13 protein-coding genes are annotated in these 20727 nt (G+C 43.1%); 5 read left to right on the forward strand and 8 right to left on the reverse strand.

Translation table 11 applies throughout. From position 1 onward, the window contains the following. Window positions 1–2 precede the first annotated feature (2 nt). Entirely contained in the window at window positions 3–935 is a 933-nt protein-coding gene (locus tag CLV94_RS06715; RefSeq protein ID WP_121375640.1) for a PorP/SprF family type IX secretion system membrane protein, read from the reverse strand. A gap of 71 nt (window positions 936–1006) precedes the next feature. Further along, window positions 1007–8386, reverse strand: a complete 7380-nt coding sequence (locus CLV94_RS06720; protein ID WP_121375641.1) for a choice-of-anchor J domain-containing protein — start codon at window positions 8384–8386, stop codon at window positions 1007–1009. 527 nt (window positions 8387–8913) lie between these two features. On the opposite strand from CLV94_RS06720, the gene CLV94_RS06725 reads away from it, so the two are divergent. Then, window positions 8914–12087 carry an RCC1 domain-containing protein gene (locus tag CLV94_RS06725; protein WP_121375642.1) on the forward strand — a complete coding sequence of 1058 codons (3174 nt, stop codon included), beginning with the start codon at window positions 8914–8916 and terminating at the stop codon, window positions 12085–12087. Between the two features lie 49 nt (window positions 12088–12136). After that, on the forward strand, window positions 12137–13375 hold the full coding sequence (hflX, locus tag CLV94_RS06730) for a GTPase HflX (RefSeq protein ID WP_121375643.1): 1239 nt from the start codon (window positions 12137–12139) through the stop codon (window positions 13373–13375). Window positions 13376–13434: 59 nt separating this feature from the next. Here hflX and CLV94_RS06735 read toward each other — a convergent pair whose 3' ends face one another. From CLV94_RS06735 to CLV94_RS06760, 6 genes are all read right to left on the reverse strand, one after another. Beyond that, window positions 13435–14322, reverse strand: coding sequence for a DUF3078 domain-containing protein (locus CLV94_RS06735; protein WP_245982509.1), 888 nt, complete (start codon window positions 14320–14322; stop codon window positions 13435–13437). A gap of 67 nt (window positions 14323–14389) precedes the next feature. Further along, entirely contained in the window at window positions 14390–14896 is a 507-nt protein-coding gene (locus CLV94_RS06740; RefSeq protein WP_121375645.1) for a DUF2480 family protein, read from the reverse strand. A gap of 139 nt (window positions 14897–15035) precedes the next feature. Continuing rightward, entirely contained in the window at window positions 15036–15359 is a 324-nt protein-coding gene (locus tag CLV94_RS06745) for an SUF system Fe-S cluster assembly protein (protein WP_121375646.1), read from the reverse strand. Window positions 15360–15437: 78 nt separating this feature from the next. After that, window positions 15438–15863 (reverse strand): SufE family protein, encoded by a 426-nt coding sequence (locus tag CLV94_RS06750; RefSeq protein ID WP_121375647.1) that lies wholly within the window; start codon window positions 15861–15863, stop codon window positions 15438–15440. A gap of 5 nt (window positions 15864–15868) precedes the next feature. After that, window positions 15869–16309, reverse strand: coding sequence for a hypothetical protein (locus tag CLV94_RS06755; RefSeq protein ID WP_121375648.1), 441 nt, complete (start codon window positions 16307–16309; stop codon window positions 15869–15871). 11 nt (window positions 16310–16320) lie between these two features. After that, on the reverse strand, window positions 16321–17535 hold the full coding sequence (locus CLV94_RS06760; protein WP_121375649.1) for an aminotransferase class V-fold PLP-dependent enzyme: 1215 nt from the start codon (window positions 17533–17535) through the stop codon (window positions 16321–16323). A gap of 408 nt (window positions 17536–17943) precedes the next feature. Here CLV94_RS06760 and CLV94_RS06765 point away from each other — a divergent pair, with 408 nt between their 5' ends. The 3 genes from CLV94_RS06765 (at window position 17944) to CLV94_RS06775 (ending at window position 20718) form a co-directional block, all read left to right on the forward strand. Then, the gene (locus CLV94_RS06765) at window positions 17944–18816 is read left to right on the forward strand and encodes a heme/hemin ABC transporter substrate-binding protein (RefSeq protein WP_121375650.1); all 873 of its coding nucleotides are present in this window, start codon (window positions 17944–17946) and stop codon (window positions 18814–18816) included. 89 nt (window positions 18817–18905) lie between these two features. Next, complete coding sequence (locus CLV94_RS06770; protein ID WP_121376253.1) at window positions 18906–19940, forward strand: FecCD family ABC transporter permease; 1035 nt, start codon at window positions 18906–18908, stop codon at window positions 19938–19940. 1 nt (window position 19941) lies between these two features. Beyond that, a complete protein-coding gene (locus tag CLV94_RS06775) occupies window positions 19942–20718 on the forward strand; it encodes a heme ABC transporter ATP-binding protein (protein ID WP_121375651.1) in 777 nt (258 codons plus the stop codon). Window positions 20719–20727: the final 9 nt, after the last annotated feature.

Here is a 20727-nt window from a genome sequence, read left to right on the forward strand (position 1 = left end):
GGTTAGAAATATCTTGGTGAACGTGATACCTTTTTAGGGAAATTCAAGTCAAATAACAGGATTACCTCGTGAGAAGCCGGAGTCGTTACTTTCAGGTCAGAAATGATTCTGTCATAAGCATACCCGATTCTCAAGCTTGGAGTAATAGCATAGTTTACCATACCTCCAAAAGAGTCATCCAATCTATAAGTCGCTCCAATCTCAAACTTCTCATTGAATAAGAAGTTAGTCGAAACGTCAAAAGATACAGGAGCATCAAACGCTGATTTAATCATCGTAAAAGGCTTGAACTTGATGTTATCTGTCAATTGGAACACATAACCACCCGTCAAGAAATAATGCTGCGTTTCTTCACCATAGTGTCTTTCCTGCCCATCTCTCCTAACGCTCAAATGTTTTGATTTAAGCATGTTCGGAACCGATAAAGCGATATAATAATTATTGGTATAATAGAAAAAACCTGTTCCTATATTAAAATAGGTATTGTTGCTGTCTTCAGAGAATGCCTCATCATCTGGATCAGGCAACGACCCGTTAATATCCGAAAACAATCCTATTTTTTGGAAAGTAGCACCAGCCTTGATCCCTAGGGCAAGACGATGTTCTCCTCCAAGATTTAATGTATACGAGAAATCTCCATAAACGTTTTGTTCTTTTACAGGTCCGATTTCGTCAGAAATTACAGAAAGTCCCAAACCTACATTCTTTCCGGCAGGACTATGTCCTGAAAAAGTTAAGGTTCTTGGAGCATCCTCGATTCCTTCCCATTGTTGCCTGTATAATACTCCAAAAGACAGGTTTTCTTTTGAACCCGCATAAGCTGGATTGATCACGTTCATATTATACATATACTGCGTATAATGCGGATCCTGCTGCGCTTCAACATCAACAAGAGCCGATAGTGCTATCAGTGCGGTGAAAAATATTTTCTTCATTGGTTTGCTTTTTTTTATATCATTAAAACACTGCCGGCCTTAACAGCAGGCAGTGTTTTTAATATATCTATTTAGTTTCTTTCTCTATTGATTTGAATCCATCCTGTTTTAGAAGATACACCGCTTCTTTCTATTACATAATAGTAAGTTCCATCAGGCAGTTCTTTTCCTCCGCTAGACTGTCCTCTCCATTGGTTCGTATAGTTTGTAAAGCTATATACTTCGGTACCGTAGCGGTTAAAGATAGTTAATTTCTTCACATTGAAACCGGTAAGGTCAAAAGTTTCGTTATTACCATCATTATTTGGCGAAATACCTTTTTGGATATCACAGAATGTGCTTGAAACCTCAACTGGTTTAACACTTTCACAACCAGTAGCCGTAATAATGGTTACTGTAAAGTTCAACGGATATTGAACCTCTCCAGAAAGTGTAGCAACATATTGCGATACATTGAAAGTACTGCTGTTGGTACCTACTTGTTCATTCTGAGCGTTTCTCCACACATAGGTGTAGCTTGGGTCAGAAGGCGAAGCAATTAGAACATACTCATTATTTTGACATTCATTAGCGAAAGTAATGTCAAGCTGATTCTCAATAGTTACAGTAAATGAAGACTCTGATCTATTTCTACATGTAGCCGGATCTGCTGTAATTAGATAAGTAACTACATACGTACCTGGAGCACTTGTGCCAGCTATGATTTCACCCGTATTCGGGTTCAAGGTTAAGCCTGTGCTTGGGTTGGCAGTAAACTGTCCACCTGGAGTAAATCCGCCAGTTGGTATAGATCCTTGAGTTCCTGAAGAACAGAAACTATCATCGCTATAAGCAAAATCCGTTACTGGGTTGATTGCCGTAGTAATCGTAATTGTAGTATCAAAACTTCCTGCATCTCTACAAAGCCCATTATCTTGAGGTACTGAATACGTGATCGTATACGTTCCTATTTGAGAGTTTGCTAAGTTGATTTCTCCTGTAGTCAAGTTCACAGACACATTCGGATCAGTCGAAGTATATTGTCCTCCTGTCACGAAACCTGCTCCTGGAACTGGCATTGGGTTAACCGTTGCATTCTTACAAACTGGTGTTGCATAACTGAAGGCTACCGCTGGCTGCGTAAGTGCATTGATAACGATAGTCGCATCAGTGTTTCCTCCTAGACCACATCCTGAAGCAGCTACAGTATATTTGATAGTATACGTTCCTGGCTGAGAATTAGCAAGATCAATTTCTCCTGTTGTAGGGTCAAATACTACACCTGTACCAGCTACTAAACTATAAGTACCGCCAGTTACGAATCCTGAAACAGGAATCGGCATTGGGTTCGTACCGCTAATACAAACTGGGGTCGTATATGTGAATCCTGTCGTAGCCGTTCCAGAAGGATTGATACGGATATCAAAGAAACTTTGAGAGTACGCTCTACAAAGAGCTGCATCTTCTTCTATCGTATAGAATACTCTATACAATCCTGCTGTACTTGTCGTAAAGTCGATAGCACCAGTAGTAGCATCTAGACCAAGACCTGTAGCTGGGGTAGCCGTAAATGTACCTCCTGCTGTATATCCAACACCTGGAATGACCGCAATTGGGCTAGGATCTGTGATACAGTATTCATCTTGTGGATACGTGAAGGCTGTACCAGGCGTAACTCCGCCAGTAACCGTAAACGTAAACGCACCTGTTTTGTCATCCGTACAATTTGTAATCGCAGGAGTAACCGTATAAGTAACAACATAGTCACCCGCAGCTGCGCCATCAAGAGTAACTTCTCCTGTAGTGGCATCAATTGGCAATGCTGGAGAAATAGTATACGCTCCTCCTACTGTAAATGCAAGAGCATCTGTCAATTCTGGAGTAATCGTTCCTGTTGGACACACTGGCGTTTCATACGTAAAGTCAGTATCAATTTCATTCACTTGTAATACAAATTCTACCGTCTCTTCACAACCATTGCTCACTTTTACGCTATACGTACCTTCCTGTGTATTGGCTGGAGTAATATTGAAAGTACTTCCAGTTTGGTCAGAAACCGTTCCGTCAGGTAATGTCCATGTATACGTTCCATCTGCCAAGTTAAAGTTTGTCGGTACTACAGTAGCAGTAGTCGAATCTCCTTCACAGATAATCATATCGCCATCTACCGTATACGCTGGCAGTGGATTGTTTGGTTTGATATTGAAATCTGTAATGATATGACATCCTGTTGAAGGCTTGTCAATTCTTACATACACTGGAACATCAACAGTAGTAGTAACAGAAGTAACAGCACCTGTTGTTCCGTCTTCTGCCTCTGGAAGAGTCAGATAGTACGTAATTACATAGTCATCTGGATTTTCAATACCATCAAGAATCACATCAGTGTTAACAGTTACGTCAAACTGAGTTGTAGTTCCTGTACACGCTTTTAAATCTTCTGGCTCGTTTTCTGGGAATACATCTTTAATAAGTTTCACCTCAGCTTTTCTTTCTACAGTTGTCCCGTCACATTTGTCATATAACGCTACCGCTTGCATTAAAGCAACCTCTTCGATACAAACATTGATGTCTAGATCGTTGCTGTAGAATTCTCCGTCTTTAAGCCATTTGAATACCACATTAGACAAAGCTCCGTCTGGAACAAATCTCCAAGCTTCATTCTCAGCGGTCCATGCTCCAGTATTTCTTCCTGGAGGAACAGCAAACTCTGTATTCGTATCGCCTTGGATACCGATTATACCACGTCCGCCATTGTGGCCTGGACAAGGAGTTCTCTTTTCTACATAAACATCAATGATGTTGCTTCCTTCATACAATACAATCTGGCTAGTCTGTAATTGACTAGTACAAGCTGTAGAGTAAGAAGCCATTTTATAAACATTCAATACGAATGCTCTACAAGGAGCCGTACCTAAAACGGTATAGTTGATAGACGCATCTGCTGGAGATTGCTCCGGCCAAAGATCTTGCAATACTCCAGAAATAGAATTTCTATACGGTAATTGCGTTGTAGCTGCCATAGGTGGAATCAACGGAATAGTACTGTTAGCATTTAATACCCATCCTGCAGCTCCAGATCCTGGCTCATACATCCCTCCGTTTCCTGTAGGCCCAGAAATACTGAAGGTAATCGCACCGTTATCCGTAACTAATAATTTGCTATAAGCATCCCCGAAGAAACAGAAATTAAACGGTCTGCTTTGTCCGGTAGAATCACTTAATAATGTCAAGTCAACCAATGGCGACCAGTCGTCATCCGCATTAATCGGAAGTACGATACTAGAAGATCCCGCAGTATATGGGAATGGCGGCGCATAATCAATACGTTCCACACGGTAGCTTGTTGTAGCCTGTGTTTGGAAATAAGTTGCCGATAGATCGATACACAAATCATCTGGACAAAGAATTTTTTCTTCTCCCAAAGACATTGTAATACCCTCAATATCCACACCAATACAACCTGGTGAGTTGTAAAGCGTAAATTCATAAGGTCCTGACCAGTAGCTCACGTTATCCGGTCCACAGATGGCTCTTACATAATATTCTTGAGGTATTGTAGGTGGTATTCCGATAAGGTTAGCATTCGGTACAGTCACACGAGTTCCTGGTAAAGATCCTGGGTAAGGACCGCCTGCTGCTTGGTGAACATACTCCCATGCTGTCTCTGTTCCTCCTGGTGTCCAGCTGATGTTAGCCGAAGTAGGAGAAGTCTGCTCTACCGTTAAGTTAGTCGGATAAGGACAAGTAATTGCAGAACAGAAAGGCATACCTCTGTACAATCTACTATTTGGTCTTCCAGTTCCTGGAGGTTTAGTATAGATTTGCTCGTTATAGAAGTTGGTTATCGTTAATCCTACTTGGCCTAAGTTAGCCGTAGTAGCTGTACTAGGATTCCAGAACACTTCAAATTGAACGCCAGGACAGAAACTAACAACTTGGTCTACAAAAGTAACCCCAGCTGGAGGGCCTGTCAAGGTAGCAACCAACAATCCGTTTTGCATAACGCTCATCGTAACGCCAGCGCCCCATCCGTTAGATGCCGTATCGGTCAATCTAAAAGTATAAGCACACAGATCCGCTGTTTCGCAAAGCAAGGTTCTAAATACGATTGGTCCAACCCATTGGCTTACGTTCGGATCAGCACATACTGCTCTTACATAGTACTCATATTGGTTACCTGGCTGTAAAGGCGCTCCAGTAACAGTATTCGTATTGGCAAGGAAGTTGATATTATTCGTAGTAACAGCACCTGCAAAGGTAGCAGACGGAACTCCCGTTCCTACCGGCTGTACCGCAACCTGCCATTGTGTTTCTTGGTATCCTGGTGTCCAGAATAATTGTGCAGAAGTCGAAGTGATGCTTCCCGCTACTATACCTAGATCCATCGGATCCGGACAAGCTGGGATTGGCTCAATCACAATATCGTCAATAAAAATCTTAGTTTGGCTATTTGCTCCTTGTGGAATATGGAAAGCAATGTTTACCAAAGTTCCCGGAGGACCGCCTTCTCCAACTAAGTTAATAATGCGTTCTCTGTATTCTGTATTGGTCAATGTGCCTCTCCATAAAGGAGTTGTTGTGTTAAAGTTGGCTGGAGCAATAGAACCTCCATTTGAAAGGACAACTTCAAGCGTATTGGCTGCTGTAGCACTCGCTACTTTATATTTATAACGTATTCTATAGCCTGTTCTCAAATCTAATACTGGCGAAATCAACCAGTCATCATTGTTTGTTCCAGCATTTGGCGTGAACGTAGCTACTTCGTTACCTTCAAAAGGTGTCGCAGTGTCGTTCATGTTCCAAGTATTCGTTCCGCTAACACTCAATGTAGACCAGCAAAGCTGTCTTGGAGAAGTGCTGTTGAATCCTTCAGAATAGGGAACTGGTATCGGATCACACGCTGTATTGAACAAGAATGGACCTACCCAACGGCTAACGTCAGTACCAGAACAAACCGCTCTTACATAAAACTCATACTGAGTTGCTGCTTGCAATGCAGTACCTACTGCACCTGGAACTCCTGATCCATATGCTCCACCATTCGCTATTGTTACAGCAGCAGGATCATTATAAGTAGGAACATCACCACCTGGTGCCTGAACCACTACCTGCCAAGAAGAAGCTGCTCCCAATGCTGGCTGTGTCCAGCCTAAAACAGCACTAGTTGTTCTTATGTCAGAAACATTTAAGTTAGTCGGGATACCACAAGATACCGCCGTTCTAAACGAAAATGGACCTACCCACAAACTCGCCCTATTAGGACCACAGACTGTTCTGATATAGAATACATAAGGAGTATCCGAAATCAATCCAGTTCTTGGATTAGGACGTGTGCTGGTAACGTTGGCTAAATTGATAGGATCTGTATTCAATGGAACTACTGCCGATTCTTGTGGCGACAGATAGATTTCCCAGTCCGTAGTTGGTCCAGATGGAAGCGATGCCGGAGTCCAAGTTAAAGTGGCTCCATTGGCAGTAATTCCTGTAGCGCCCAAGTTAATAGGAACTGGACATTTTGGGAATTCACAATCGACCATTTCTGTAAACAGTGGCGCAGTGCCAGGGGCTCCTGTACCGGCTGTTTTTTGATACAATAATTGTCCGAATGAATTTTGGACAACAACTCCTACGGTTGCAGGAGCAGTTCCGCCCGTTACCCATACCAATTCGAATGGGATACCATGACATAATGGAACTGGTACTACTAAAGAAGTACCTGATGTAAATTGTGGTCCAAGGACTTTTACCGTGATACCGTTTTGTCTCACATGCATCACTGCTCCCTGCCATCCGTTAGTACCGGTTAGCCTGAAGTTATGGTTACATGGACTCGACGTAGTCGGATCCGGATTACATATAGGAGTAAAGAACTCAAACGGACCTGCCCAAGGGCTATAGGTCGAACCACCTGCTACACACAAAGCTCGTACCCAGTATTGGTAAGATGTTGAACCTGTTAGAGCAGTTCCATCAGCCATTTGAGTAAAAACATGTCCTGTATTAGTAGTCACTGTTTGTGAAGGCGATCCTACAGCAGGAATAGCAGATCCTGCTGGCTGAATAGCCACTTGCCACTCCGTATAGCCAGGAACATTGCCCCACGATAGAGTTGCTTGAGTCTGTGTAATATTTGATGCTGCTAAGGCAGTAGGTTCATCACAAGTAATGTATTGTAATTCTAGGTAATAGCCTATCGTTTGGTTGGCGCTTGTAGAAGAAACAACCACAATATAGGTCTGTCCTGCAGTTACAGAAAGAAGCGTAACAATTCTAGTCGTACTGTTAGTATTCGCAGCACCCGCAACGCAGCTTACTCCTACGTTCGCACAGCTGCTGTATACAAATACACCAGAGTTAGGTCCGGTTGGAGTCATCTCTACACGGATATCGCCACTTGTCGGAGCAACAAAAGAATAGAATACCTCATTACCAGTCATATAATTGGTTCCGGCAGGAACCGCCCCGCAACCAGTTCCCTGTGCTACGTCTGTTCTGTCGTTAGAATTCGTAGTATGGTTCGTAGTAGAATACGGTATACCCGGCATCACGATAGGATCCGCGCACGTTTCTCCTAAAGAAGCCGTCGTAAAAAAGTAAGGCGTTGTCCAATCACTCTTGTTGGTTGGCGAACAGACTGCTCTTACATAATATTTATAGTTGGTATCTGGAGTTAATGTTCCAAGAGGAATATTATAGGTTGTCCCAGTTACTTGTACTATAGTACCATCCGTGATTTGTTGGTTATCACGAACGATAATCACTTCAAATTCAGTAGCGCCTCCAGTTGGAACAGTCCAAGTTAGAGTTGCATTCGTCATGTTGATCGTAGGAGCCTGCAAGTTATTAGGCATGTCGCATTTTTTAGAAACGCGCACGTCATCAATATAGAAACGGTCTCCGCCAATTCCAGAACCAGTTTGTGTTTGTACACGCACAAAGGCTATATACACCTGTTCCCCTGCATTATAACCTAATGCTTTCAGGTTGACCGTTTTTTCATCCCAGCGTGGTGTGGTTCCATTCTCTTCATAAATCCCGTTAGGATTTAGCTCGAGCTCGGTCCAGTCTTCTGCCAGAGTATAATCTGACAAAACATTTTGGATAGGATTCCTTGAAACTCTAACTTCATAAATGGTTCCCTGATCATCGTTCAGGAAAGCCCTAGTTAAAAATTGCAATTGGGCATTGTCAGGAAGGGTTACACGGGTCGTTGCTAACCAGTTTCTCGCAGTGTTCCCTTGACCTATTTGGTAATTCTGCACAAAGGCAGAATTAGGAGCCGAGGCTGAAAAGTTTGCCTGTGTATTAATCTGCCAGTTTCTTTGTGCGAACTGAGGTGGAAGAGGACCATTAAACCAATTCCAACCTGTCGGCAGAGTCGTACCTCCATCAAAGTTCTCCGTCAGACCTTGCCCAAAGGTGACGAGAGACATGAAAAAGGTAAGAAGTAATAAGGTAATTTTTTTCATAAAATGAAAAGTTTAGGTTGTTTAATATATTTTGATAAAAATTTAAGAACTTCAAATTTAACTATTTTTAAGAATATCATAACAAAAAAATGACATTTAACTAAATTGTTTTGTGATAAACCGTAATTTTTGGGCTTCTCGCCTCTCTTATTCGCATCATTTCTTCTTGTTTTTGAGTTTTTTTTGCTGTTTTCTCGGTACCCATCGCCCAAAAATAGGCGCTTTTATCAAAAAATACATTTTTTAACATTTTTTATGAAAGATGTGACAATATATCGTAATTTGCACTAAAATTCCTGCAATCCGTTGACATAAAATAGGTTATAGGGTACTCCAATTGGCCTTTTTGGCACAACATTGGGATTTTCATGGATCAGATACGGCTAGACGTAAAGCAAGAAACAATAAAGGTAAATCTTAGAAAAAGCAAAAATTACCAATAAGAAAACAAGGTAAATACATATGAACATTATATATTATAAGGAACAGTTTACATTTTTATTAACCATTTAAAACAATTTAGATTTATGAAAAAAACAGTACTTTTTTTACTTTTAGCTTTATGCTGGAGTAAGGTGGATGCGCAATGCTGGAAATCAGCTAATTATTGTACAGGCATTAAAATGGACGGAACTTTATGGAAATGGGGACCGAACCAATCTGGACAATTAGGGAATGGTACGTCTGGAGACGGAAACACCACTCCAATAAAGATTGGCACAGATACTGATTGGAAACAGGCAAGTTGTACAGAATATTTTACCGCAGCCATAAAAAACAACGGGACTCTATGGACTTGGGGCGAAAACTACGATGGTGAATTAGGTCTAGGGGACAATATGACATATCGTACTGTACCTACACAAGTCGGTACAGGGACCAATTGGAAAACAGTAGCTGCGGGAGCAGACCATTGTTTGGCCATAAAAACAGATGGTACTCTATGGATGTGGGGTGAAACAGGAACGGCCGGTGAACCAATATTATCTCCCGTTCAAGTTGGCACGGACACAGACTGGGAAAAGATTTTCGCAGGATTTAGCTATTCTTTTGCCATAAAAACGAACGGAACTTTATGGGCTTGGGGACGGAACTATGAAAAGGTGGCACTGGGCCTCGGTGCCTCAGCCGCTGAGGTTGTATACACCCCTACCCAAATCGGGAATGATACTAATTGGGTAGCTATTGCCACTTATAATGAATTTAACCCTGTAGAAAGCACTAATTATGCATTAAAATCTGACGGAACATTATGGGGTTGGGGCGATAACAGTCTCTCTAATCCTTTGGGTGATGGAACCACAACAAAAAGATATTCACCAGTTAGAATCGGATCAGATAATGACTGGTCTAAAATATCGCATCAGTCAGGCATCAAAAGTAACGGAACACTTTGGGGATGGGGATATGGCCATAATTTAGGCACTGGAAGCACTACCCTAGTTAGTACCCCAATACAGATTGGAACAGAAACGGATTGGGCTTCTCTTAATAGATATGGAAGATGTTTTGAAAAAATAAAAACAGACGGAACATTCTGGAATACCGGACAGAATTTTGATGGCGACTTAGGTACCGGAAACTATACACCTTCACTTATTTCGATACAAATCCTCACAACCAATTGTCCTCCACCTGTAATCGCTAACAACGATTCAGGAACTGCCCTAAACGGACTCTCAAACACGCCCGTTGCTAACGTACTTATCAATGACACCTTTAATGAACTTTCAGCTACCTTATCAAATGTTACATTGTCTTTTGTGAGTGCTACACATAGTGGTATTACTCTAAATGCCACAACAGGCGCAGTCAATGTTGCTTCAACTGTACCTATAGGAAATTACTCTTTAGTCTATCAAATCTGTGAAACGGCAAGCATTTCCAACTGCGATACGGCTACAGTCACTATAACCGTAAATCCGCAGACCGTCAATGCCGTAAACGATAATTTTTCTAGTACGCCAATCAATTACTTGACCGGAGATATGACATCATCAGTGCTCTCTAACGACACGGTCAATGGCATTACTGCCAATACTGCCGAGGTGATCATAACACTTACCAATAATGGCGGTATTGCAGGAGCCTCGATAAATCCAGACGGTACGATCTGGATTCCGGCAGCTACGCTCATTAATACCTATACCCTACAGTACAGCATCTGCTTGGTATCAAGCCCGTCCATTTGCGACACTGCTACAGTAACCGTCTCGGTAGCCGACCCAGTGACTACGACGCCAGAAATTGTTTTTGCCATCCGTGCGAACAAGACAGTATATCAGTCAGAGCTCCAGAGTACTGGAAAAATCATCATCGGCGGCATATTTAACAAATACAATAACGTCAGTGCCAAACACCTGATGCGATTGAATACCGACCTTACGCAAGATACTTCTTTTCCTGCTTTAGGAACCTTACCCGATCCGCCGTATGACTTTAAAGTGCTCTCCAACGATAAGATTATTGTAGTTGGAACCTTTACTTCTGTCAACGGAACCTCAACAGGAAAAGGTATCGCTAGGCTAAATGCCGACGGAACCGTCGATTCCAGTTTTAATGTAGGCGGTGTCGGTATCGGAGTTAATGACAGAGTGTTGGCCTGTGCCATACAAAGTGATGGAAAGATTCTATTGGGTGGTGGCTTTATCCGTTCTTATAATGGCGTGCCGGTGCGAAACATGATTCGTCTTAATGTCGATGGCTCTCTGGATACGTCTTTTGTATACCCTTATACCTATGAACTAGGTACTTTTGGATCCATACATACCATAAATGTAACTACTGACGACAAGCTAATTGTTTCCGGAAATTATAGCACGGAGCCGGGAGGACAGGTCAATCTTTTCCAGCTTAATACAGACGGATCGCTTGATGAAAATTTTGTCAAGGCAACAGTGGGGCAACAGTATTATAGAGATACGAATTACTGCTCATCTTGTATTGCACCAATACAGAACGTAGTATTACAGTCTGATGGTAAGATTCTCGTCGTGGGAGCCTTTAACTCCTATTTAAAATACGTAAGAAAAAACATGGCCAGATTGCAAAGCAATGGAGCCATGGATCTTCAGTTTGCCCCTCCACTCGCAAACAGAGTTATCAATGATGTGGTGATAGAACCAGACGGTAAGTTCATTATCGCCGGCGAATTTACAACATTGCAGGGCTTTACCCATGCCAAATTAGCACGATTAAATGCTAATGGAACGCGCGATGCTTCTTTCAGTTCGGGTAGCGGTCCGACACACACTTCTATTCCAGCACCTATGCCGAGTGTCATGGACCTAAACCGCCAAGTCGACGGAAAAGTAATCGTTTCAGGAATCTTTAGCCATTACAACGGTATCTCTGCCACTAACATCACTAGGATAACCCCTGAAATTCCGGGTGGACAAGCCAGAGGTACACTACAGTTATGGAATACCGAACCAGAAATCGAAAACAGCCTGGTGTTGGCAGATGGAATCCGCATCTACCCAAACCCAAGCAGCGGTATCTTTACGATCGACCTGACCGAATCCAAAGGCCAGTTCACCACAATTGCCGTATACAATGCATTAGGCCAGGCCGTATATCAAAAAAATACCCTGCCCGAATCCGTAAACGAGATCGACCTGTCGGCACTGCCGAGCGGTTATTATTATGCGAAAATGGCAGGCAGCAGCGGCAGCGTACAGAAAGTACTGTTAAAAAAATAATGCCAATGCCTGGCGTATATTTAGGCAAACTGTTTTTATCTTTGCACTTATGCTAGAAAAAGAAACCATAAAGTTTGAAAAGACGGTAGTCGTAGGGATTATAACGCAGCAACAGAATGAAGAAAAGCTCAACGAATACCTCGATGAGCTTGAGTTCCTGACCTATACCGCCGGAGGGGAAGTCGTAAAACGATTTTCCCAAAAGATGGAACGTCCGAACCCAAAAACCTTTTTAGGGACGGGAAAAATGGACGAAATCCACCATTATGTCAAAGAACACGCCATCAATACCGTTATTTTTGACGACGAGCTTACGCCATCGCAACAAAAGAACATCACCAAGATACTGGACTGCAAGGTTCTGGACCGTACGAACCTTATCTTGGATATTTTTGCCCAAAGGGCCGAAACTTCCTATGCCCGCACGCAGGTAGAATTGGCACAATGCCAGTACCTATTGCCAAGGCTGTCGGGAATGTGGACCCACTTGGAACGCCAAAAAGGAGGTATCGGGATGCGCGGTCCCGGAGAGACAGAAATCGAGACCGATAGGCGTATCGTCCGTGACCGTATTGCCCTGCTAAAAGACAAGATCAAGGTCATCGACAAGCAGATGTCGGTACAAAGAAGCAACCGAGGCGCCATGGTACGCGTCGCTTTGGTCGGCTATACCAACGTAGGCAAGTCAACACTGATGAACGTCATCAGCAAAAGCGAAGTCTTTGTAGAAAACAAGCTGTTTGCGACATTGGATACCACGGTACGAAAGGTAGTCATCAAAAACCTGCCGTTCCTGTTGTCTGATACCGTTGGATTTATCCGAAAATTGCCGACCCAGCTGGTCGAATCGTTCAAGAGCACGCTTGACGAAGTACGCGAAGCCGATTTGTTGCTGCACGTCGTAGACATCTCGCACCCTGATTTTGAAGAACATATTGCCTCCGTAAACCAGATCTTGGCCGATATCAAGAGTGCCGACAAGCCGACTATCATGGTCTTTAACAAGATCGATGCCTACAAGCACCTGACCATCGACGAAGACGACCTGATTACAGAAAAGACCACCAAGCACTATACCCTAGAGGAATGGAAAGCCACTTGGATGTCGCGTATCGGAGAAGACAAAGCGCTGTTTATCGCGGCAGTCAACAAAGAAAACTTCGAGGAATTCCGCGAAAAAGTATACGAAGCCGTACGCGAAATACACATCACGCGCTTCCCGTACAACAAATTCCTGTATCCTGACTATAAGGAAGCTCCGGAAGATAAAAATACCGACGGCGAATAAGCCAGACATAAAAAAAGCCTTCAGTAGTGAAGGCTTTTTCTTTTATAATAGTATGTAATCTAGAATCCGTAGTTCGCTCCTACCCCGAATACCTGCCTGATCTGGAATCCTTGGAAGGCATTGTCGTCATAAATCGTCTGGAACGACAAGTTGGTAGAAAGATATTTGTTGATTTTCATCACGATATTCAGCTGGTAGTCCAGATCCACATTTTGAGGATCCTCCAGATAATTCGAATACAAGCTCAAGATGTTCTCGAACGTCACGTTGGCCATGATATCCAGCTTATAATAGGCCGAAGCATAAGCACCCAGCTCATAGCGCAGCGACTTGCCTTCTTTTACGCCAAAATAGGCTTCGTCAGGCAACGTAAAGTTTTTGTCTACAAACGTAATTTTAGAAGTAGCAGGAGCAAAGTTGAATTTCAAGTTATCATCCCTTTTCCAAAGAATACCAGGACCAAAAGTCAGATACGCTGGCGATAAGAAGTTCGTGTACTCCGTCCTGATTTCGACACCATTGGCATCTTTGCCATACTCATACCCTTTGGTAAACTGCGTCTTAAAGTTCAAGAAAGCCGAATAATACCAGCGGCTGTCCGGCTTGAATTTTTTACCAAGCAAAGAGTTCAGTTCCAGACGGTCGTCGGTCTTTTTCGCAAAAGAACTCGTACGCGTTTTCACGATACCATACGAAGCAATGACCTTGTTGTCCCAAGTAATATCATCCTTCTTGTAGTTAAAGTCATAATTAACCCCTATGGTTCCAGAGATATTGTTCTCTCCTCCCGCAAGCCAGTTGTCGAAGGTAGATTGGTTAAAAAGAAGCGACGCATTCCCTTTGGTTTGCCAAGTCTTTACAGTATCGGCAGGTGTAGCCGATGGCTCTTGAGCTTTTGCCTGAGTCATTCCGAACAAGCAAAGCAGCAGTAAGGTGAGTTTCTTTATCATCGTGTTGGGTTTTACACAAAGATATTAAATACCCCTTTTTAAACCCGAAAAAGTACTAAAAAAGTTACTTTTTCTTATATAAAGGCACGGCAGAACACGCCTCGCCATACATAATGCTTCGCGCAAAAGGCTGTAACTTTTGGGCGGCCAAAAGATAAGCTCCCATCGGTACCGGCTTTCTGGAACACCCCTTGATAATGACTGGTTTTCCTTCGTATTTTGAATAATCCAGAGTGGAAAGAATTGCTTCATACAGCGAAGTCTCCAGATCCTCCAGTCGGCCATAAGCCACCCTTTTTGCAAACGGCGAAAGATACACCGTCACCAATATAGTAGCCCAAGCCGGAACAATCGCATCCGTACTGCAGAATACCGCAACATACTGATCCTGATACTGCGCCCAGTCATGGTTTTTCAAATACTCGCGGAAATCCTTCTCCCGCAACAAAAAACCCTCCAAAAGCCATTGCGATATATCCAGCTCTGCCCGCTGCCCTTTCGGATAATAATCCTCCAGGTCAAACACTTCCAGCGCGCTGTTCGCAACCTTATTTATAATTTCTCCGTCCATTGAGATAGTTGATAGTTAATAGTGGGTAGTTGGTAGTGAATAATGGATAGTGAATAATGGATAGTGGATAGTTGAGAGTAGACAGTCAATACTATACGATCACAAAAACTATCAACTACCCACTATCAACTATAACCTACTAAAGCATTCCCAATTCCAATTTCGCTTCCTCGCTCATCAAGTCCTTGCTCCAAGGCGGGTCAAAAGTGATTTCTACCTCAGTAGCTTTCACGTTCTCGATCTTGTTGACTTTTTCTTCCACCTCTCTCGGAAGGCTTTCGGCCACAGGACAGTTAGGCGACGTCAGCGTCATTAATATTTTTACCTCATAATCCGTATTCACCATGACATCATAAATAAGCCCCAGCTCATAAATGTCTACCGGAATTTCAGGATCATAGATCGTCTTCAGTATTTTTACAATATCCTCGCCCAATTGGTTGGTATCTATTTCGTGTTCCATGATTGTTGTACTTGTTTTGTTATTCGAATGTAACTTCTTTTATTTGATGGCTTTGCCCAATTCTGTCACTCTTTTTAGCTAGGAACCCGACTGGAAAGCCAGCGCATACATCTTGATCTGCTTGATCATCGACACCAGCCCGTTGGCCCGCGTTGGCGACAAATGCTCCTTTAGTCCGATTTCATCAATAAACTTTGTATCCGCTTCCAAGATGTCCGAAGCCTTCTGGTTAGAAAAAGTCCGGATCAAGATCGCGATAATGCCTTTCGTCAAGATCGCATCGCTGTCGGCCGTAAAGACGATCTTGTCGTCCTGCTTTTCGCCGTGCAGCCATACCTTCGACTGGCAGCCCTTGATGATATTGTCTTCTGTTTTGTATTGGTCATCGATCATCGGAAGCGTCTTGCCCAGATCGATCACATATTGGTAACGCTCGTCCCAATTCTCATCGTCAAACATCGAGAATTCGTCCTTTATTTCGTCTTGTATTTCTTGAATCGTCATAATTTTTAATCTTCTTTTTGCATATCCGAAGCCGCTATGATTTTCTCCACCAGCTTTTCAATTTCTTTAGGAGGTGTTCCATGGTCAAACGAAGTGCTCTTATACGTATCCTTGCCGTGGATCACGGTCAGGCTCGCAATCATGGCGCCGTCATAAAACCTTTTTTCAGTAGGCGCTTTTAAGTTTTGGATGTTATTCTTGTCAATCTTTGCCAATAAATCCAGCATCTCGTTCCAATCGCTTCGCGACAGCTTTTTCTCCACAGCTTCCCCTTTTCTTCCCTTGATTGTAAAGATCGTGTCCTGCTTGGCGATAATTTTAGCATAGTTCCCTCGGGTCGTAGCCTCATATTCAAAAGAAATGTTTTCGCTTTCCTTTCGCAGTTCCGAGCTGTTACAGCCCTTGGCGAGAACCAGAACCAATACAAATGCAGATAATAATTTCATAGCTTTATAATTTAGGATAACATTGTTTTTGCCTTTTTGACCGCCTCGACCAGCGCATCAATTTCTTCCTTCGTATTGTAAAACGCAAAAGAAGCGCGAATCGTTCCCGGAATATCAAAAAAGCGCATGATTGGCTGTGCACAGTGATGTCCTGTACGCACCGCTATTCCTAGCTTGTCAACAATCGTACCGATATCAAACGGATGGATGCCCTCCACATTAAACGAAATCACCGAAGTCTTATGCTCCGAAGTCCCGTAAATCTTCACGCCCTCGATTTCCAGTAGCCTGCGCGTACCGTACTCCAAAAGCTCATTCTCATAGGCCGCAATCGCTTCAAAACCAATTGAGTTCAAGTAATCGATAGCCGTGCCCAAGACAATTCCCCCGGCAATATTTGGCGTTCCTGCTTCAAATTTATGGGGCAGATCTGCATACGTCGTCTTTTCAAAAGTCACCTCCTTGATCATCTCGCCGCCGCCCTGATACGGAGGCAGCTTGTTGAGCCACGCCTCTTTTCCGTACAAGATACCCGTGCCCGTAGGCCCGCAGATCTTATGGCCCGAAAAGACATAAAAGTCGCAATCCAGTGCCTGCACGTCCGGCTTCATATGCGCTGCAGACTGTGCCCCGTCGATCAAGACTGCCGTTCCAAAACGGTGCGCTTTCGCTATAATTTCTTCTATCGGATTAATGGTGCCCAACGCATTCGAGATATGGTTGACCGCAATCACTTTTGTCTTTTCCGAAAGCAGTCGGTCAAACCCTTCCATGATCAGTTCGCCCTTTTCGTTCATCGGGATAACCGTCAGTTGAGCGCCCGTCCTTTCGCACAGCATCTGCCACGGAACAATATTCGAATGATGCTCCAAAGCCGAAACCATCACCTCATCTCCTGGTTTCAGGAGCGAAGCAAACCCATTAGCGACCAGATTGATGCCATGCGTCGTTCCCGACGTAAAAAGTACCTCGTGGCTATGAGCCGCATTGATATGGCGCTGGATTTTGCCGCGCGAGGCCTCATATGCATCAGTCGCCAATTGGCTCAGCTTGTGCACGCCGCGATGGATGTTCGCATTGATTTCTTCATAATAAGAAGCAATCGCCTCTAAGACTACTTTAGGCTTTTGAGAAGTCGCCGCATTATCGAAATAAACCAACGGCTTGCCGTTCACTTTCTGAGAAAGTATCGGGAATTCGGCTCGAATGGATTGGATATCTAACATGTTATATTTGGAAATAGATGCAAATTTACGGTATGTTTATGTAATACGGTAAGAATTAAGATAGAATTAAAACTTCACCACAGTTCAAGTAAAAAACCGGCCTATTTTACCCTAGCTACTCTATAGTTACTCCATGGTTACTCCATAGATACTCCATAGATAGTCCATGGTGAGTCCATGTCAGCCCATCTCTTGGCAAGATCAAAACAGTATCGCTGAAGACGTAATTTAGAAAGCCGTCGTCCTATTCTTTACAGCAATAGAAAAACAAGACATTCCGAGTACCGTCAAAATAAAGCGCTACAGTAATTTAAGGAAACTTTTAAGATTTTTTACTTTCACGACTACAAAAATAGTTATAGTTTTGCGGTTATTTAGATTTATTTAAAATAACAAACACAGTTACAGATGAAAAAAATAAGCGTTCTTGTTCTTGCAATCGTTTCATTAGCAGTAGTTTCTTGTAAAAAAGAAGAAGCTAAAAAGGAAGAGGCCCCGGCTGAAAAAACCGAAGCCCACAAAATTGTTTCATTAAACGGTGCCGTAACCGAAATTGTTGCCGCTTTAGGTCACGAAAAAGAAATAGTAGGAGTTGATGTCACTTCAACCTATCCAGAAACAATCAAAACCACTGCAGCCGATTTGGGTCACGTTCGCTCGATCACGATTGAATCGATCATTGCCTTGAAACCTACAGTAATCATCGGTACAGAAAAAGACATGAGTCCAGAACTGGCAGAAAAAATAAAAAATGCTGGTATTGAGGCCCACATCCTAAAACAAGAATTCACTCCAGAAGGAACAAAAAAACTAATCGCTGAAGTAGCCGGAATCCTAAAAACAGCCGACTTCAAAGCGTTGACAGATAAAATTGATGCCGATTTGGCTAACGTACAGCCAATCGCAAAAGCCCCAAAAGTATTGTTCATCTATGCACGTGGCGCCGGAACCCTAATGGTATCTGGAAAAAATACGCCGGTTGAAAAAACAATTGCTTTGGCTGGCGGCCGAAATGCAGTTACTGAGTTTGAAGATTTCAAGCCATTGACTCCAGAATCACTAATCAAAGGAAATCCTGATGTAATCTTGTTGTTTACTTCCGGATTAGAAAGCCTTGGCGGTGTGGACGGATTGCTTAAAATCCAAGGCGTTGACAAGACAAACGCAGGAAAAAACAAAAAAATTATTGCTTTAGACGGTGCCTTGATTTCAGGTTTTGGACCGCGTGTTGGCGAAGGTGCCGCGGCATTAAACGCCGAGTTGATCAAAGCCACAAAATAACAAATCCCAAAAGGGTTTAGCTTGCTGGTTGTCTCACGGGCAATCAGCAAGAAAAATTCCTAAAATCCCGAAGGGATGAAATGACCATAATGCAAAATAAGTTACCGTTATATATTTTTTTAAGCCTAGTGTTGTTACTCGTTTTAGCAGCCGGGGCTTTATATATGGGAGTTTACGAATTCGAAAAACACTCGTTCTTTGCCATTTTTCAAGCTATTTTTAACAATGACAGCTCAATTCCGGACAGTGACAAATACGTCCTGCTAGAATTAAGGCTGCCGCGAATCGTGATGTCAATTCTTGTCGGAAGTGCCTTGGCGGTTTCAGGAACCTGCCTTCAAGGCATGTTTAAAAACCCTCTCGCCTCGCCTGACTTGATCGGTATTACCTCGGGAGCGATGCTTTTTGCTGCCGTTTCCATTGTTTTAGGAAGCCATTTCAAGCCGTATATTCCCGAAGTTTTTCACTTTTCGATGCTGAGTATTGCCGCCTTTCTAGGAGCCTTGCTGACCATGACAATCGTGTATCGAATTTCGACTTCTAACGGAAAAACCAATGTGGTCGTAATGCTGCTTTCAGGAGTAGCTATCACAGCCATCAGTTTTGCAACCACAGGATTCCTGATTTACCTCTCTAAAGAAGAACAATTGAGAGACTTGACGTTCTGGAACTTAGGAAGCCTTGGAGGCGCGACTTGGACAAAAAACGCTATTCTAGCGGCCATCATCCTGATTGCCTTTTCGTTCTTGATTACCAAAGGAAAAGCGCTGAATGCGATGATGCTTGGCGAAAGAGACGCACAGCATTTGGGAGTTCCGGTAGAAAAAATAAAAAAGAAAATAGTCGTTTTGACCGCTTTGCTGGTCGGAACCTGTGTTGCTTTTTCAGGAAACATCGGCTTTATCGGCCTGATCGTTCCCTATATTTTAAGATTACTATTTAAATCGAATTACCATATCATCCTGCCCATGTCGGCAATCTTTGGAAGCATCCTGTTGCTCACGGCAGATACCATAAGCAGAACCATTGTACCGCCATCAGAAATTCCGATCGGAATCCTGACAGCGTTTATGGGAGCGCCTATTTTTATTGCTATTTTAATTCGAAACAAAAAATCGATGTGATATGCTAGAAGCCTGCAAGATATCGTATTCGCACAAAAAATTCTCCATTCTGGAAAACATCGACGTGTCTGTTAATTACGGCGAATTGCTCGTAATTGTCGGGCCAAACGGAGCCGGCAAATCAACGCTCTTGAGCATGTTGGCCAACGAAATGGGACAAAGCGAAGAACCTATTTACTTCAAAAAGAAAACATTTGAAGAATGGGACCAGAAAATACTGCCGCAGCACAAGGCAAAATTCTCGCAGCAGAACAGCAACGACATTCCGCTTACCGTAAACGATGTTGTCATGATGGGACGCTATCCTTATTTTAACTCCGTGCCGCAGCAGTCCGACATCGACGCCGTGATGAAATCAATGGCAGAAACCGATGTCGTTGCTATGAAAGACAGAGACTACAACACCCTTTCTGGAGGCGAAAGACAGCGCGTGCACCTGGCCAGAGTATTGGCGCAGCTCGAAAACGACATCGCCCACAAACTCGTTTTTATGGACGAGCCTTTGAACAACTTAGACATCCTGCACCAGCACAGGATACTCCATACCCTTAAAAACTTTACAGAACTAGGCAATACGGCTATCGTCGTACTCCACGACCTCAACCTGGCAGCACAATTTGCAGACCAAGTGCTCCTGCTCAAAAAAGGAAAGATCGTGAGCCACGACAAGCCAGAAAAGGTCTTTACAAAAGAAATCATAAGCAAGGTCTATAACTTTCCTTGCACGATTTGCCTGAACCCGGTAAATCAGAACCCTTTAATAATTTTTGGAACATAATATTTACAC

It is taken from the genome of Flavobacterium endophyticum, assembly GCF_003634455.1.
Lineage (GTDB): Bacteria > Bacteroidota > Bacteroidia > Flavobacteriales > Flavobacteriaceae > Flavobacterium > Flavobacterium endophyticum.